At 58.1% G+C, this 15,182-nt stretch carries 16 protein-coding genes; 8 read left to right on the top strand and 8 right to left on the bottom strand.

The features are described from left to right. The first annotated feature begins 88 nt into the window (after positions 1 to 88). Both M3668_RS02145 and M3668_RS02140 read left to right on the top strand, forming a co-directional pair. The gene (locus M3668_RS02145; protein ID WP_251379184.1) at positions 89 to 574 is read left to right on the top strand and encodes a DedA family protein; all 486 of its coding nucleotides are present in this window, start codon (positions 89 to 91) and stop codon (positions 572 to 574) included. Beyond that, positions 571 to 1,470 carry a LysR family transcriptional regulator substrate-binding protein gene (locus tag M3668_RS02140; RefSeq protein ID WP_251379183.1) on the top strand — a complete coding sequence of 300 codons (900 nt, stop codon included), beginning with the start codon at positions 571 to 573 and terminating at the stop codon, positions 1,468 to 1,470. The genes M3668_RS02145 and M3668_RS02140 overlap by 4 nt, the downstream gene beginning before the upstream one ends. Positions 1,471 to 1,706: 236 nt before the next feature. Here the strand turns inward: M3668_RS02140 and M3668_RS02135 are convergent, their stop codons facing one another. Next, positions 1,707 to 2,720 carry a mechanosensitive ion channel family protein gene (locus M3668_RS02135; protein ID WP_251379182.1) on the bottom strand — a complete coding sequence of 338 codons (1,014 nt, stop codon included), beginning with the start codon at positions 2,718 to 2,720 and terminating at the stop codon, positions 1,707 to 1,709. A 92-nt stretch (positions 2,721 to 2,812) separates the two neighbouring features. Between M3668_RS02135 and M3668_RS02130 the strand changes: the two genes are divergently transcribed. From M3668_RS02130 to M3668_RS02120, 3 genes are read left to right on the top strand one after another with little or no spacing between them, the layout of a single operon-like run. Then, positions 2,813 to 3,289: an NUDIX hydrolase gene (locus M3668_RS02130; protein WP_251379181.1), complete on the top strand. Its 477-nt coding sequence runs from the start codon at positions 2,813 to 2,815 to the stop codon at positions 3,287 to 3,289. A gap of 25 nt (positions 3,290 to 3,314) precedes the next feature. Next, on the top strand, positions 3,315 to 4,451 hold the full coding sequence (locus M3668_RS02125; RefSeq protein ID WP_251379180.1) for a glycine betaine ABC transporter substrate-binding protein: 1,137 nt from the start codon (positions 3,315 to 3,317) through the stop codon (positions 4,449 to 4,451). 10 nt (positions 4,452 to 4,461) lie between these two features. Next, on the top strand, positions 4,462 to 5,679 hold the full coding sequence (locus M3668_RS02120; RefSeq protein ID WP_251379179.1) for a pyridoxal phosphate-dependent aminotransferase: 1,218 nt from the start codon (positions 4,462 to 4,464) through the stop codon (positions 5,677 to 5,679). A gap of 103 nt (positions 5,680 to 5,782) precedes the next feature. Here the strand turns inward: M3668_RS02120 and M3668_RS02115 are convergent, their stop codons facing one another. Continuing rightward, positions 5,783 to 6,022, bottom strand: a complete 240-nt coding sequence (locus tag M3668_RS02115) for an exodeoxyribonuclease VII small subunit (protein ID WP_251379685.1) — start codon at positions 6,020 to 6,022, stop codon at positions 5,783 to 5,785. A gap of 27 nt (positions 6,023 to 6,049) precedes the next feature. Next, on the bottom strand, positions 6,050 to 7,351 hold the full coding sequence (xseA, locus tag M3668_RS02110; protein WP_251379178.1) for an exodeoxyribonuclease VII large subunit: 1,302 nt from the start codon (positions 7,349 to 7,351) through the stop codon (positions 6,050 to 6,052). 118 nt (positions 7,352 to 7,469) lie between these two features. Between xseA and M3668_RS02105 the strand changes: the two genes are divergently transcribed. Both M3668_RS02105 and M3668_RS02100 read left to right on the top strand, forming a co-directional pair. Beyond that, positions 7,470 to 8,693 carry a hypothetical protein gene (locus M3668_RS02105; RefSeq protein WP_251379177.1) on the top strand — a complete coding sequence of 408 codons (1,224 nt, stop codon included), beginning with the start codon at positions 7,470 to 7,472 and terminating at the stop codon, positions 8,691 to 8,693. A 20-nt stretch (positions 8,694 to 8,713) separates the two neighbouring features. Continuing rightward, the gene (locus tag M3668_RS02100) at positions 8,714 to 9,805 is read left to right on the top strand and encodes a 4-hydroxy-3-methylbut-2-enyl diphosphate reductase (protein ID WP_251379176.1); all 1,092 of its coding nucleotides are present in this window, start codon (positions 8,714 to 8,716) and stop codon (positions 9,803 to 9,805) included. Between the two features lie 54 nt (positions 9,806 to 9,859). On the opposite strand, the gene M3668_RS02095 is transcribed toward M3668_RS02100, so the two are convergent. Beyond that, the gene (locus tag M3668_RS02095) at positions 9,860 to 11,212 is read right to left on the bottom strand and encodes a DNA recombination protein RmuC (RefSeq protein ID WP_251379175.1); all 1,353 of its coding nucleotides are present in this window, start codon (positions 11,210 to 11,212) and stop codon (positions 9,860 to 9,862) included. 106 nt (positions 11,213 to 11,318) lie between these two features. On the opposite strand from M3668_RS02095, the gene M3668_RS02090 reads away from it, so the two are divergent. Continuing rightward, positions 11,319 to 11,645, top strand: coding sequence for a DMT family transporter (locus tag M3668_RS02090; RefSeq protein ID WP_251379174.1), 327 nt, complete (start codon positions 11,319 to 11,321; stop codon positions 11,643 to 11,645). A gap of 18 nt (positions 11,646 to 11,663) precedes the next feature. On the opposite strand, the gene M3668_RS02085 is transcribed toward M3668_RS02090, so the two are convergent. From M3668_RS02085 to M3668_RS02070, 4 genes are read right to left on the bottom strand one after another with little or no spacing between them, the layout of a single operon-like run. Next, positions 11,664 to 12,275: a response regulator transcription factor gene (locus tag M3668_RS02085; RefSeq protein WP_251379173.1), complete on the bottom strand. Its 612-nt coding sequence runs from the start codon at positions 12,273 to 12,275 to the stop codon at positions 11,664 to 11,666. A gap of 3 nt (positions 12,276 to 12,278) precedes the next feature. Next, the gene (locus M3668_RS02080) at positions 12,279 to 13,391 is read right to left on the bottom strand and encodes a sensor histidine kinase (RefSeq protein WP_251379172.1); all 1,113 of its coding nucleotides are present in this window, start codon (positions 13,389 to 13,391) and stop codon (positions 12,279 to 12,281) included. A gap of 42 nt (positions 13,392 to 13,433) precedes the next feature. Continuing rightward, positions 13,434 to 14,198 carry an ABC transporter permease gene (locus M3668_RS02075; protein ID WP_251379171.1) on the bottom strand — a complete coding sequence of 255 codons (765 nt, stop codon included), beginning with the start codon at positions 14,196 to 14,198 and terminating at the stop codon, positions 13,434 to 13,436. A 2-nt stretch (positions 14,199 to 14,200) separates the two neighbouring features. Beyond that, on the bottom strand, positions 14,201 to 15,118 hold the full coding sequence (locus M3668_RS02070; protein WP_237202190.1) for an ABC transporter ATP-binding protein: 918 nt from the start codon (positions 15,116 to 15,118) through the stop codon (positions 14,201 to 14,203). Between the last annotated feature and the right edge of the window lie 64 nt (positions 15,119 to 15,182).

The raw sequence follows: 15,182 nt of genomic DNA, 5'->3' as shown, positions 1-15,182 counted from the left end.
ATGCCTAATAATGGTGGGGTGGTACTCCTAAGGTGTCCTGTCTAACGTCTTGCCCTAGAGTCGTCCGCAAGCCGGTAAACTTGAGCAAATGAGAGAATGGCTAGACACCTTGCACTGGAGTGCCGCTATCGGCTTCTTCTGGACCGTTGGTGTCATTCGCACATCCATTATCTATTCTTTGGGGAGACTAGCTGCTGCAGGCGGGCGTCACTCCCAGAAAATCGCACGCTTGATGCGCCATCCTGTCTATGTGCAAGCTAGAGATTTTGTAAACCGCTGGGGAGTCTTGGCCGTACCCGCCTGTTTTTTCACCGTAGGGTTTCAAACAGCTGTTATCATCACCACCGGCTTCACCCAAATGCCTCTTCTTCGCTGGATACCGGCCATGCTTCTCGGTACCCTCATTTGGGGCGTTATCTACGGGACGGTTGGTATGGCAGTAGTGTGGGCGTGGCTTGAAAACCCCTTCATTGCCGTTACCCTCATAGCCCTCCTGGGTGCAATCATCGTCCTCTATCGCCTCATCCAGCGGAAGCAAACTGCTGAAGCTCTCAAGAAAGTGGAAAAGCTGTGACTCTGAGCGAAGCTATCCTCAACCATCCACACCTCCTCATCGACGAGGAAACTGCCCGCTATGAGCGTGTAGGCAAAGTCCCTGGTCTCTGCATTGGTTTCGTGCCGGGCATTATGCCCGGCAAATGGTTCAACCGCTGGCAACAACGCTACAGCGCGATAGCCCCCCTCACCGAGGTTGCGCTGGCAGAAGCCCGCGGCTTAGATGCTCTAGATGCCTTCGCCGATATGGTGATCGTGCGCGCCGAAGATGAACCAGAGGCCCGCGACAAGAAAAAGTACCACGCCATCGAGCTTTACCGCGAGCAACTGGTCGTCCTGATGCCCAAGGAGCACTTACTCACCGTCCTGGATGAAGTACCTCTTGACGAGCTCTCCGAAGAATTGCTCCTACAAGCGCCTGATGAGGTGCCCGAGTGGGCAGAAATCTCAGCAGACTACCGTGCAGCTAATCCCCGCCAGCTACCCCAGATGCGCAACCGTAAGGACGCCGTAGAGCTCATAGCAGCCGGGGTCGGGCTGATGATCGCCCCTCTCTCAGTGGCCCGCTTCTACCACCGCAAAGACCTCACCCACCGCCCCCTCAAAGGCGCTGATGAACGCCCCGTCCTCCTCTGCTGGAAACGGCAACTACGCGAAGATGATCGCGAAGCCCTTCTGCAAGACTTCGTAGGCATCACCCGCGGACGCACCGCAGCCTCTAACCGCGGTAGCGACAGCAAAGAGGTAGCCCTTGAAAAACAGCGCCGCCAAAAAGAAGAAGCTAAACAAAAACGCCAAGCCGCCAACAAACGCCGCGAACTTGAAGACCGCAAAAAACGCAATGCCCGCAAAAACGGCAACCTACGCCAATACCAGACCCAAAAAGGCGGGGCGGCAGGCCGCAAGAAGAAGTAAGAAATGGTGTACAAGTCGGCTTAGCTCCACACCCTCAGACCCCTCAAGTTCAAACCAGCACGCTAGCGCTTAGCTGATGACGCTTGATCTTAGGTGCTCGCGAGCTTGCACCCGCTATACTCCATCTCGCTTTGCTTCAGGGAACGTGCAGGTGGGTGGAAGGCGCTCCGCTTAAGCTACGACTTTTGAGCTATTTCCAAGCCCGTACAAAAGCCCGGAACCAGTCAGCAACTTAACTACTGTTGGCTGTCTGCGGGAATAGTTTTCTTGGAAGGTGATGACTGCTCTTCGGTCAGAACCACGGACTGGTTGGTGTGCGGCATGCGGATACCGCGGGCGTCCATCGCCTTCTTGAGCTCTTCACGCAGTTTGCGCCCCACCGAGAACTGGGCAGCTGGAGCAGTTTTGACCAGCAGGCGCAGCGTCACGGATTCGCCGGTAATGGTCTGCACGCCCAGGTACTCTGGCTTACCTGTCACATTGCCCTTAATACCGGGCTTCTGCAGAGCCTCAGAGGTAGCCTCAACCAGGAAATCTGCCATCTCGTCAATATCAGCATCGTAGGGGATGGGCAGGTCCACCACAGTGCGTGCCCAGCCCTGGGATGAGTTGCCCACCCTCAGAATTTCACCGTTACGGACGTGCCAGAGGGTACCTTCCAGGTCGCGCACCTGAGTGGTTCGAAGGCCCACGGCCTCTACTTCACCGGAGGCTTCGCCCAAATCCACCCAGTCTCCAATACCTAGTTGGTCCTCGGCGACAATAAAGATGCCGGATAAGAAATCTTTGACTAGAGACTGAGCGCCGAAGGACAGGGCAACACCCACCACACCGGCAGACGCAATCACCGGGGCGATATTGAAACCCAATTCAGCGATAATCATGACAATCATGACTGTCCAAATGACGATAGAAGCCACTGACCTCAGCACTGAACCGACGGTCTTCGCGCGCTGGGACTGGCGGGCGCTCGAGAGAGTGGTGTCGGTCTTCCACCTGTTGCCCTGCCTCTTTTTGGGGGAAGCCGCTACTACCCGTGACTGTGTGCCCCGGGCAATCGAACTGGTGACCTTACGGATGACCAGCCGCACCATGGCATGCAAAATCAGCCCAATCAACACAATCATGATGATGCGCAAAGGAGCGTCCAACCAGAAATCGATGCTGGCTAGACGCAGAAGAAAATCACTTGCGCTCTGGGCGCCCTCGCCCAAGGAAAGCGTCATCAATGAAATCAGTGAAATACTCATGACTCACGAGCTTAGTGCCTCTCCCTGAAAAGATCGGCAAAGGTGAGAGCCTCTGGAAGTTACACTGGATGAGAAGGAAAGGAGCCCACCCTATGCCACTTGTCATGGATACGAGACCTGCAGCCTATGCCGTGGTAATCCGCGATGGATGCCTACTTCTGTCCCGGTGGGTTCCTCACATTCCCGGTATGAAACCGGGCTGGACGCTGCCCGGTGGCGGCATGGACCCGGGTGAACAACCTTCAGACACTGCCATCCGCGAGGTTTTTGAAGAAACTGGCTACATTGTTGAACTGAAGCAACTGTTGGGAGTGCATGCTGGTTACTTCGAGCCGGAAAACGGTTCAACGCGGCCTTTTTGCGCCCTGCGCACCATTTACCGAGCCGAGGTCATAGGGGGCGAGTTGACCTCCGAGGTGGGCGGCTCCAGCGACCTAGCTGCCTGGGTGCCGCTCGGCGAACTCGATCAACACTTCTGCTACAGCGTTGTAGAAGAAGCCGCAAAGATGATGGGCTTCGCGACCCTGGAATTGATGACAGCCCACTACCGTGCAACTGACCAGCCTTAGAGACCTAGAGAAGAGAAGGCCACTCATGATAACCGCTTTTTTCACTACTCACCGCCGCAAATCTCTAGCCACGACGCTGGCGCTCACCTGCCTCGCACTCACAAGTTGCGTCTCCGGCCCTTCCGAGCAAAGTGCTGAACACACCGCGACCCCCACCAGCGCCACCATCCGCATCGGAACCGGTATCACCCCAGAAACCCGCCACGCTGCCTACCTTTACGCAGCTGCCCTGCAACAGGCTGGCTACAGTGTCGAAGTAACAGAAACAGGTGCAACCCGGGAAGAGCTCTTCGACTCCATGGGAATCGATACCACCTCACTTGCTACTGCCGACCCCAGCGCGACCGAACCAGCAGAGGGCCGCATTCACCTCATCCCTGATCTCTCCGGTGAGCTGCTGCTCTACCTCACCGATGACGGCAGAATCAGCCCCACCGAACTCGAAGAGAGCCGAGAAAGCGCCCGCATCACCCCCAGCGAATCACCGACTAGCGCCAGCCCCCAACCAACTGACACTCCGGCTGGGCCTACCCCCTCCGCCTCACCCAGCCCCACTGCACAGCCCCTCAACGTCCGGGGGCTGAGCGGTAGCGACATCATCAGCTACGTGCAAAAATCACTGCCCGAAACGGTCGAGATGCTCGATTCATCGGCTGCCACCAACCGCTACGGTTACGCCATCACCTCAGCGACCGCCCAAAAATACGGCATCAGAAACATGGGGGATCTAGGAGAGCACTGCAAGGAGCTAGCCTTCACCGTGCAACCCACCTTCACCAGTAACCCCGCCGGCGCCGCATCCTTGGGCACCTACTACGGTTGCACACCCGGTAAAACCATAGAAAACGACGATCGAAGCTCACGCACCTGGCAACTCATCACTGCCCAAGCTCAGGTCGCCTACCTCTACAGCACCAACTCAGACATTAAACGCAACAACCTGACCCTGCTCGATGACCCCCAGGGCACCCAACTTGCCCAAAACATCATCCCCCTCACCCGAGCCGGCGAAATACCAGAAGAAGCCCAAAACATCGTCAACAGAGTCTCCGCTCAACTCGACACCCCCTCACTCGAGCGCCTCGAAACCCTCACCACCGGCAAAAACCCCATTTCAGAAACAGACGCCGCAAATTTCTGGCTCGAGAGCGTAAAGGAGTAATCTGGGGCATATGGAGTTCAAGCAATCAAAAAAACTGGCAAACGTTCTGTACGATATTCGCGGCCCTATCCTCGAAGAAGCCCAGCGCATGGAGGCACGCGGCCAACGCATCCTCAAACTCAATATCGGCAACCCAGCCCCCTTCGGCTTTGAAGCTCCCGAAACTATCATGATGGACATCATCGAGCACCTGCCCGAAACCCAGGGCTACTCAGACTCCCGCGGGCTCTACTCAGCACGCACCGCCATCGTTCAGTACTACCAGAACGAAGGCATCATGAATATCACCACCGATGATATCTACCTGGGCAATGGCGTCTCCGAACTGATCCCCATGACTCTGCAGGCCATGCTGGATCACGGCGACGAAATCCTGGTGCCCTCACCGGACTACCCCCTGTGGACCGCTTCAACCCAGCTGGCAGGCGGCACCCCCGTGCACTACCACTGCGATGAAGAAAACAACTGGTCCCCGGACATCGAGGACATCACCTCCAAAATCACCCCCAAGACCCGCGGCATCGTTGTCATCAACCCCAATAACCCCACCGGCGCCGTCTACTCCCGCGAAACCCTGCAGCACATCGTAGACCTGGCAAAAGAACACCAGCTGGTGATCTTCGCCGATGAAATCTACGAAAAAATCACCTACGACGACGCTGAAATGGTGCACATTTCATCACTCGCCGGTGAGGACGTCCTCTGCCTCACCTTCTCAGGGCTTTCCAAGGCCTACCGCGTAGCAGGCTACCGCGCCGGCTGGGTCGCCATCTCCGGCCCCAAACTAGCCGCCGCCCCCTACATCGAAGGCATCAACCTCCTCGCCAATATGCGCCTCTGCGCCAACGTGCCCGCCCAACACGCCGTGCAAACAGCGCTCGGTGGCTACCAGTCCATCAATGACCTGATCCTGCCCGGCGGCCGACTCAAGGAGCAGCGCGACCTCTCCTACAAGATGCTCAACGACATGGACGGAATCACCGTCAACCAGGCAGAAGGCGCCCTCTACCTCTTCCCCAAGATCGATACCGACAAGTTCAACATCACCAGTGACGAAAAGTTCATGCTCGATCTGCTGCGCGAACAAAAAATTCTGCTCTCCCACGGCACGGCCTTCAACTGGGACAAGCCGGATCACTTCCGCCTGGTCTTTCTGCCCGATACCCGCACCCTCAAGGACGCGCTGGAACGTCTAGGCAACTTCCTCAGCGACTATAAGCAGCAGTAAGGGAAGCGCAACAGGCGAAGGAGGGGTAGCAGGCGATCATGGCTATCTGTGTTCTTTGGCGGCTCGTTCCACAGAGCTTATTTCAGCTCTACTACCTATAGGTCTACTGGGCGGCGTCCTTGCGAGCAGCATCCAATTTTGCCTGGGCGCCGTCCAGCCAAGCCTCGCAACGTTGCGCCAGCTTCTCCCCGCGTTCCCACAGAGCGATGCTCTCTTCCAGGTTGGTGGCGCCAGATTCCATGCGGCTCACCGTCTGCAATAGTTCTTCGCGTGCCTGCTCGTAGGTCAGCTGATCTACGGGGGTCGCGTTGAGGCTGGTGGTGAATTCGATATCTTTGCTCATCATCTTCTTCTCTCGTTCTGGGAAATATTAGTGGTGGTGAGGGTGAACGTGGGTGATGGTGGCATCCAAGGATCCGGTTGCCGCGCGCACCTTTACGGTATCGCCGGGGGAAAGCAGAGTAGCGTCCCGCACTAATTGCCCGGCTTCGGTCTGCATGAGCACATACCCGCGCTCTAAAGTTTGCTGGGGTGAAAGAGCGGTGACGCGAGCGCGCAGCTGGGCTACCTCATCGCGGGAACGCACCACCCGCTGGCTTACCGCAGCCCGGGCGCGGGTACGCAGCCTCTCTAAGTCCTCAGCTCTTGCCAGCAGGGCAGAAGCAGGGTCAACCAATACCGGGCGGCTGCGGAGCTGGGCTAACCCAAAGCGCTCGCGTTCCACCCACTGGGTGACTGACCGCTCTAACTGGGCGCGGATTTGGGCGAACATCAGACGCTCCTCAGCAACATCGGGCACGATGCGTTCGCCAGCGTCCGTTGGGGTAGACGCACGCAGGTCAGCTACATGGTCCATGAGCGGTGAGTCAGCCTCGTGCCCGATCGCTGAGACCACTGGGGTCTGCGCCGCAGCAACAGCCCGTACCATGGCCTCTTCAGAGAAGGGCAAAAGATCTTCGAAAGAGCCACCGCCGCGAGCAATCACAATGATATCGACCTGCGGGAGGGCATCGAGTTCAGCCAGGGCAGCGGTAACCTGAGAGACCGCATTGACCCCCTGCACCGCAACCTCACGAATCTCAAACTGGACGGCGGGCCAGCGCAGACTGGTGTTGCGCACAACGTCTTTGAGAGCGTCCGAATCTCTACCCGTAATCAAACCGATACGGTGGGGGAGCAGCGGCAGAGGCTTTTTGCGGCGGGCATCGAAGAGCCCCTCAGCTTGGAGCTTGGCACGCAACTGCTCTATGCGTTCCAGCATGGACCCAACACCGACCGGCTTGATGTTGGAACCCTGCATTGACAGCCGCCCGGTTTTTACCCAGTAGTCGGGTTTGAGCTGCAGCACCACCCGGGAGCCGCGATCAATGTGACCGGCAACCTTAGCCATTTCAGAACCCCACACGGTGACCGAGACCGAAACTTCCTGATCAACATCGCGCAAGGTTACATAAGAAACCCGCCCGCGATTGTTAAGCTCAATGACCTGCCCCTCCACCCAGGTGGGCACGCAACGGGCGATATAGTCGTGCATTTTGTTGGACAGCAGATGCAGCGGCCAGGGGTTTTCAGGGCTAGTCTGCCCGGCCGTGGGGGCCAACTGCCTCGGTTGCTGGGGTTGCTCCTGCAAAGCCTGAAGCTGCGCTAGGGTGGGTTCAGCAAAATCATTCATACATCTATTTCTAGCACCCCTGGCTGACATTTTAGGTGCCCTTAGAGCCTCCCGGGGTAAAAAGTGCCGGTAAGCTCACGTCAGTACCCTGAGGCAAAACTCAGCTAGAGACGTTAGTATGCTCAGCATGGGCACAGAGAACCGGGGCGCAGACCCCACGCAGAAACTCCCCGATTACGGGGACGGGAGCTGGACGAACCCCCAGATTGCCGCCGATAACAGGCGCTACCTGGCGGATCAAGAGGCGCAGCAGGCAGCACTCCACCCTGTACCGCCCTATCAGCCGCCGCAGCCTCACGCTTATCAGCACAATCAGCCTGCCCCCGGTGGCAGTTACCGGGAGCCCGCCTACCAGCCGGTCCAGCGACGCTCCTTTCCAGCGTCCTACCGTGCTCTGCCTGCCCGCAAGCCGACGCTGAATCTGACCCGCCGCTTTATCTGCATTCTGCTCATGCCCCTGGCACTGCTGACAGGGCTCACCTCAGCCCTGGCCTACTGGGCTGATACCACGCTGGTAGACACCCAAAACTTCACCGAACTGACCAGTTCCCTGGCCACTGACCCCGATTTTCAGCAGGTGCTGGGAACCTCAGTGACCGACGATATTATGAGCTCCGACGCCATCGCCACCTATCTGGGCGACGGCAATAGCACCACCTGGTACGGGGACGTGCAGGATTGGCTCTACGATCGCACCCACACCATCGTCAGCGATGCAACGACCGGGGCAATCACCTCAGAGAACTTTCAAACCCTTTGGCTAGAAGTCATCAGTGACACTCACGCCTATAACTTCTCAGGTGAAAGCCGCCCAGCGGTGCTTGATCTTTCAGCAATTTATGATCAGGCTGATGATTCAGTGAATAATTCGCTGGGATTCACCATCGATACCAGCACCCTACCCGGACGCACCGTTCCCCTAGATAACGGGCAGGGCAGTTACCCCATCAATAGTGCTATCAACACCCTCATCAGGTTTTCTGATTCTTGGCAGCTCCTGCTCGCAGCAGCTGCGGTGATAGCGGCACTCAGCTTTTTGCTCTGGCCCGGTAACCGCTTTGCACACCTGGCTTTTGCCAGTCTCTCGGCCGCAGCGCTGCTCTGGCTGGCAGGTCTTATGGGTGGCGGGCTTTCCCTCACCTCAGGCATTAGCCTGCCGGCCAGCCCCACCGCAGTACTCTTCCTGCAAAGCATCGCTGAAAAACTCACGGCGTCCTACGCAGACCTGCATTACCGCCTGGCCGGCTACGCCCTCATCGCGACCCTAGCCCTTACCCTGATGGCTATTCTCTCAGCGATACTGCGCGCCACTGCGAGAGCCACCACAGCACACACCCGCTAAGACCACGTAGGATAGAGAGCATGTCCACAGCAGAGAAGACCATTGAACTCGGCCTGCCCACCGTGCCCCGTATGCGCAAGCCCCGCGAAGTAATTGAAGCCGCCGCACCTACCGGCACCAAAAAAGTACTGCTGGCAGCCCCCCGCGGCTACTGCGCCGGTGTTGACCGTGCTGTTATCGCCGTCGAAAAAGCCCTGGACCACTACGGTGCCCCGGTCTATGTGCGTAAGCAAATTGTGCATAATCGCCACGTGGTAGAGACCCTCGAAGCTCAGGGGGCTATCTTTGTGGATGAGGTAGATGAAGTTCCCGAAGGCTCGGTCACCGTCTTCTCAGCCCACGGCGTCTCACCGGCTGTTATCGCCGAGTCAGAAGACCGCCAGCTCAACACCATCGATGCCACCTGCCCGCTAGTCTCCAAGGTGCACCGTGAGGCCGTGCGCTTTGCTAAGCAGGACTATGACATCCTTCTCATCGGTCACGAAGGCCACGAAGAGGTTGAGGGCACCGCGGGTGAGGCCCCCGATCACGTTCAGATCGTCAACTCACCGGATGAAGTGGACAAAGTGACCGTACGCGACCCCGAAAAAATCGTCTGGATTTCACAGACCACGCTGTCTGTGGACGAAACCCTGGAGACCGTTGCGCGTCTCAAGGAACGTTTCCCCACCCTGCAGGACCCGCCCAGCGACGACATCTGCTACGCAACGTCCAACCGCCAGGGTGCCATCAAAGAAATCGCACCCCAGGCTGAGCTGGTGATTGTAGTTGGTTCAACCAACTCATCGAACTCGGTACGTCTCATGGAGGTTGCCCTGGAATACGGCGCTAAAGCCTCCTACCTCGTGGATTACGCCAACGAGGTTGATGAAACCTGGTTTGAGGGCGTCACCACCGTGGGTGTTACCTCCGGTGCATCAGTCCCCGAGATTCTGGTGCAGGACGTGCTGCGCCTACTGGCTGACTACGGCTATGAGGACGTGGAATCTATCGAGACCGCTAAGGAAGATATCCTCTTCTCCCTGCCCAAGGAACTGCGCTCAGCTCTTAAGAATGACACCGGCGCCCCTGCCATGCGCCTGGGAGGACGCGGCGAAAAGCCCAACCGCTAAAGTCTGAGCATCAAAAGTGACCCTTCAACCGTGAATAGTTGAAGGGCCACTTTTCTATCGGCTCCAGTCGGCATCTTCATTCGGTTCTGGCTCTTGTACCGTCAGAAAGTCATCAAGCCAGGAGTCGTAGGGCTCAGGGGTAGGTGTATCGAGGGTTGCTGTACTGGGGTCAGGATCTGGGCTGGCTACTGTGGCCTCAGAGCGGGAGCCACTATCTGCTGTTGCACCCGGCTCAGAGGCCGTACCCAAAAACTCTGGAGAGGTCAGCGGTTTGACCGCTGATTCATTAGGGGAGGGGAAGAGGCTCTCCTGTACTGGAGCCTTGTTGAGCTCTGCAATCTTACGGGCTGTCACGAAGACCCTGGTTTCTAGGGAACCCACCAGACCGTTGTAGGAATCCACGGCGCGGGTCAGCGAGCGCCCCATAGCGCCTAAGTGAGAACCAGCGGTGCCCAGCCGCTCGTAGAGCTGCTGAGAGAGCACGAAGAGCTCCCGGGCGTTATCGGTGAGGGATTCCTGGCGCCACGAGAAGGCAATAGCCTTGAGGGCTGCCAGCAAGGAAACCGGCGCCACCAGGGCAATATTTTTAGTTGCGGCATAGTCCAGCAACTGCCCGTCGTGGGCTAGTGCCGCAGCCAGGGCAGACTCTGCAGGAATGAAGCAGAGCACCAGCTCAGGTGTAGCGTCGAAAGCAGCCCAGTACTGTTTGGAGGCCAACGCATCTACGTGGGCGCGTACCGCTTTGGTGTGCCGGTCCAGGTCAGCCTTCTGGGCAGGGCCCTCAGACTCCTGAGCATCCAGGTAGGCACCCAGCGGCGCCTTGGCATCCAGAATGACGGTCTTGCCGCCGGGTAAGTTGATGACCATATCGGGGCGGACGCCACGCACCGCCCCGTGGGCATCTTCAAAACTGGCGGTGGTTTGCTCACTGAAGGCGACGTGAGGTGCCATGCCGGCAGCCTCGACCACTCGTTTGAGCTGGGCTTCCCCCCAGGTGCCCCGAGCACTGGTAGATCTCAAGGCGGTGGAGAGCGTCCCGGTCAAATCCCGCAGCTGGGCCTGAGTTCTGTTGGACTCCGCAATCGCCTGAGCCAGCCCCCCATACTGGTTAGCGCGCTCTGACTCCATGGTGCGCACTGACCGTTCCATGGTGGCCAACTGTGTTTTGAGCGGGGCAAGCGCTAGCAGAACATCGGCATCAGCCTCAGCCTTGGTTTCCAGGCTCTGCACTCGGGCGTTCAGGTGCTTTTCGGCCTGCAAGGACGCTGCTAGATCAGCGGTCAGCCGGGCATTCTTTTCTTTCAGAGCGTCCGCACTGCCCGAGCCCGCGCGTCCCCAGAAAAACCCTGCTAGGGCACCGAGCACTAGGGCAAGAAGAACTGCAAGAAGAACCGTTGATGTAGCCATGCCTCAACTTTACTCTGCGCCACCTATGGTGACTCCTTGAACCTAGCGGAGCTGCACCCCAAACTTGGTCACCTGTACGTAACCAATCAGCCTTACACTGGTGACTATGGCCTATATTTTCCTGTCGATCGCCATTGCTTCTGAGATTGCGGCGACCTCTTTGCTCAAGTTCACTGAGGGATTCACCCGTCTCTGGGCCACGCTAGCCTGCCTGGCGATGTACGGTATTGCTTTCTTCATGCTTTCGCTGGCGGTGCGGGATATCCCGGTGGGCGTTGCTTATGCTCTCTGGAGCGGGTTGGGCACCGCGGCCATCGTGGCGGTTGGGGCTGCCTTCTTGGGCGAACCCATTACCCTGGTTAAAGTTCTAGGCATCTCGCTGATTGTGGCTGGAGTGCTGGTGCTCAACCTGGGCGGGGCCTCTGCCCACTAGGGCTAAGCCCTCACCTGCTTAGAGCCAGCCGTTTTCCTCAGCCCGATGGGCTGCATCGTAGCGGTTTTCGGCGTTCAACTTTGCAATGGAACTGGAAAGATGGTTGCGCACTGTGCCTTGGGATAGATGCAGTTGTGCCGCCAAAGTCACGATTGACGCGCCGTCCTTAGCTGCCTGTAGAACTTGCTTCTCGCGGTCGGTGAGCGGGCTGGGGCCTACCGCAAAGCTCTCGGCTGCCAGCTGCGGGTCAACCACCCGCAGCCCCGCATGAATCTTGCGGATGGCCTCTGCCAGCTGGCTTGCCGGGGTATCTTTAACCACGAAACCGCTGGCACCTGCTTCAAGTGCCCTTGCCAGGTAGCCCGGTCTGCCAAAAGTGGTGACAATGAGACTACGGCAGGGTAGATGTTGCTCCTTCAGCTGCTGAGCCACACTGATACCGTCCATGCCCGGCATATCAATATCGAGCAGGACGACGTCCGGCTGGGTTTGGCGGGCTAGGTCTAGCACTTGGTCCCCGCGTCCGCAGGAGCCCGCCACCTCAATATCTGCCTGTAGGGAAAGCAGGGCCCCTAGGGCGTCCCGGATCAGTTGCTGGTCATCGGCTAGCAGAATCTTGATGGGGCTCACGCGTCAGGCTCCTAGAGGTGAAGTATCTCCGTTCATCGTAACAAGGAGACGAGTACCACCTCCGGTTTCAAGCAATAGGTCGCCACCAGAATCTTTGACCCTTTGTTCCAGGCCGGTTAAGCCGTTGCCCTTGATCAGCTCATGGCCTAGAGAGAGAACTCCGTCATCGACAATTTCCAGCCGTTCGGCTTCAACCTTGACCCGGCAGTTTTCTGCCCCTGAGTGGCGAATGATGTTGGTGACCCCTTCACACAGAGCCCAGCTAAATAGCACTGAGTTGGTGCCGGGCACCTGGGCCTCCTGCTCGCTAGGCAGATGAGCCTTAATCCCGGCCGTTTCGAGGGCACGTGCTGATGCGAGAATCTCGCCAGTGAAGGTCGGTGTTTTCAAACGGGTGACAGTTGCCCGCACCTCCGCTAAAGCCGTGCGGGATAGTTCTGAGACTTCTTGCATTTCTTGTTGCGCTCTGGCGGGGTCAGCTTCTACCAGGGCTGAAGCTAACTCTGCCTTGAGGTTAATAACTGTCAATGAGCGGCCCAAGATGTCGTGCACATCGCTGGCGATACGCTCGGCTTGCTCGGTGCGCTGTTGCTGCTCACGGCGCAGGACGCGAGCATCCCCGCCGGCTGAGAGCGCCGCCATGACCAGCACGAAGAAAGCACCGGTAATAAACCCGTACCCACCCTGCTGGAAGATGCGTGGGTAGTACACCACCATGACAAGAGTGGATAAGACGGTGACGAAGGTGCCGACGGTGAGCCCGATACGCGGCGGTGTTTGAAAGGCCCACATGGCAACAATGTAGGTGAAGAAATAGAGCCACCAGGGCCCCACTGCGTAGGTGAGCGCCGCAGTCGGGAGGAGCAGGAGCAGGCTCCATTGCAGCGTCAGGTGCCAGGTTTTCTTGCCCGGTAAAACCCAGGGGGCGCCGTAAGAGGCCAGATAGGTCAGGGCAAAAATAACCACAGCAACTAGGCCCAGCGTTTTTTCTGTGTTGCTCAGTTGGTTGTTAGTCAGCAACTGTGTGATTGGAAAGAGCAGAAATACTAGCCAGATTCCGGCGAACCCGGCGGCCAGCCAGTCAAAGTGCCGGCGTATGGTGGGTTGTGTGCTCATAATATCTACTTCCTGCTTGCTGTGAGCCTCAAACTTGCTGGCCTAGCGGGCGAGTGACCGCTTGCGCAGTAGGATGCTGGCTCCGATAAAGATTATGCCCCAGGCCGCCACATTTATCAGTGCATAGTGCAACGGTTCGGTCACCATCCGCTGAACCGTGTCGGTGGTGATAGTGTCGCCGGCGGTAAAGGGGTAGCGGGCTAGCTGGGTTACCCCGTACATGGGGGTGAAGCGGGCGTAGTCCATCAGTGATAGCGGCAGGGGGCTAAAGGTGGTGCCAAAGAAGGCGAGAAATACGACCAACCCACTAGCAACTGATACAGCGCGGGCTGACTTCACCAGGCGTGCCACCGCTATACCGTAGAAGACAAAGATAGATGAGGCCGCAATGGCTATTAGGGCGCTGAGCAGCTGCTGGGCGGGCGGAATTTCTGCGGTGGTAAACAGCGCAATGATATTGACAACGATAACCGGCAGGGCAGTGGTGACGAGAGCGTTGAGCACCTTGCTAGCCAGCAGAGCACTGCGGCTCATGGGGGTCAGTGCCAGCTGGCGGCCCCACCCGGACTCTATTTCGATAACCGCCGTGCCTGATGAGGATACCGAACCGGTGACAGCCCCGTAGACGGCCATGCCGATCATGACGTAGGCGGTAGCGTTGCCATCTCGGAAGGAGGCTGAACCGTAGTCCTGCATCACCCCAAAGAGCAGGTAGAACCCGGCAGGCATGATGATCAGGTAAAAGAGGGTGGAAATATTGAAGAGGGAGTGCTTGAGGTCGTAGAAGAGAAAGCTGAGGGTCTGCATGGTTAGATCTTTTCTCCGGTGGTATGGGTGGTGAGCTGGGTGAAGGCTTCAGCAAGGCTGGGTGCAATGATTTCCAGATTGGTGACGCTGTGGTTCTGCAACAGGTGAAGGGTGAAAGCCTCGGCGTTGTGGCAGTGCAGGGAGTGCGTCGTTTGGCTGACCGTGTAGTTGCTGACTCCCCAGTCACGGTCTTGCTCTTGAGTGAGATGCAGGGCTGGGGCATCCAGCGTGAAGCTGATGGCGCGGGTGCCAGCATGATCCCGAATGGACTGCGGGGTGCCGTCCATAATGAGCTGCCCGCCTGCCAGCACCACGATGCGCTGGGCGAACTCTTGGGCTTCTTCAAGGTAGTGGGTGGCAAAGAGAATGGTTTTGCCAGCCGTAGCCTGAGCCCGCATGGACCCCCAGAATTGTTCGCGGGCGTTAACGTCCATGCCGGCAGTCGGCTCGTCGAGGAAGAGCAGATCGGGGTTGCCCAGCAGAGCGATGGCGAACTTGACCTTCTGCTGCTGGCCGCCGGAGCATTTGCTGATTTTTCTGCGAGCAATGTGGCTGATACCAGCTGCTTCTAGTGCGGCATCTACATCGGGGCTGCCGGGGTAGGTCGCTGCCACCATGGCAACCTGGTCGCGGACTGAGAGGTCGGTGAGCAGGCCACCAGTTTGCAGGACGGCGCTTACCCGGCCGTCTGCCACAGCCTGGCTAGGGGAGGAGCCCCACAGTTTGACTGTACCGCTGGTGGGCTCGGTCAGCCCCAGCAACATGTCGATGAGGGTGCTCTTGCCCGCCCCGTTCTCGCCCAGCAGGGCAACAATCTCACCGGTTTGCACCGAGAAACTGACATCTTTGACTGCCTCCACCGTGGCGGTGCGGGTGCGAAAGGTCTTGTTCACGCTGAGGATTTCAATTGCTGTGTTCATATCTCAAGTTTCCTGCCTGATAAGGGCATTGACTCAGGCTAAATGTCACGACCTGCCCCTGACA

It is taken from the genome of Rothia sp. P100, from assembly GCF_023712425.1.
Taxonomy (GTDB): Bacteria; Actinomycetota; Actinomycetes; order Actinomycetales; family Micrococcaceae; genus Rothia; species Rothia endophytica.
The sequence above is the reverse complement of the archived record's forward strand: the minus strand, read 5'-3'. Positions and strand labels throughout refer to the sequence as shown.

What these genes read in the sequence shown, in the direction of transcription:
- M3668_RS02145 (WP_251379184.1), top strand. Translation starts at nt 89, where the DNA reads ATGAGAGAATGGCTAGACACCTTGCACTGGAGTGCCGCTATCGGCTTC.
- M3668_RS02135 (WP_251379182.1), bottom strand. Translation starts at nt 2,720, where the DNA reads ATGAGTATTTCACTGATTTCATTGATGACGCTTTCCTTGGGCGAGGGC.
- M3668_RS02130 (WP_251379181.1), top strand. Translation starts at nt 2,813, where the DNA reads ATGCCACTTGTCATGGATACGAGACCTGCAGCCTATGCCGTGGTAATC.
- M3668_RS02125 (WP_251379180.1), top strand. Translation starts at nt 3,315, where the DNA reads ATGATAACCGCTTTTTTCACTACTCACCGCCGCAAATCTCTAGCCACG.
- M3668_RS02120 (WP_251379179.1), top strand. Translation starts at nt 4,462, where the DNA reads ATGGAGTTCAAGCAATCAAAAAAACTGGCAAACGTTCTGTACGATATT.
- M3668_RS02115 (WP_251379685.1), bottom strand. Translation starts at nt 6,022, where the DNA reads ATGAGCAAAGATATCGAATTCACCACCAGCCTCAACGCGACCCCCGTA.
- xseA (WP_251379178.1), bottom strand. Translation starts at nt 7,351, where the DNA reads ATGAATGATTTTGCTGAACCCACCCTAGCGCAGCTTCAGGCTTTGCAG.
- M3668_RS02105 (WP_251379177.1), top strand. Translation starts at nt 7,470, where the DNA reads ATGCTCAGCATGGGCACAGAGAACCGGGGCGCAGACCCCACGCAGAAA.
- M3668_RS02100 (WP_251379176.1), top strand. Translation starts at nt 8,714, where the DNA reads ATGTCCACAGCAGAGAAGACCATTGAACTCGGCCTGCCCACCGTGCCC.
- M3668_RS02095 (WP_251379175.1), bottom strand. Translation starts at nt 11,212, where the DNA reads ATGGCTACATCAACGGTTCTTCTTGCAGTTCTTCTTGCCCTAGTGCTC.
- M3668_RS02090 (WP_251379174.1), top strand. Translation starts at nt 11,319, where the DNA reads ATGGCCTATATTTTCCTGTCGATCGCCATTGCTTCTGAGATTGCGGCG.
- M3668_RS02080 (WP_251379172.1), bottom strand. Translation starts at nt 13,391, where the DNA reads ATGAGCACACAACCCACCATACGCCGGCACTTTGACTGGCTGGCCGCC.
- M3668_RS02075 (WP_251379171.1), bottom strand. Translation starts at nt 14,198, where the DNA reads ATGCAGACCCTCAGCTTTCTCTTCTACGACCTCAAGCACTCCCTCTTC.
- M3668_RS02070 (WP_237202190.1), bottom strand. Translation starts at nt 15,118, where the DNA reads ATGAACACAGCAATTGAAATCCTCAGCGTGAACAAGACCTTTCGCACC.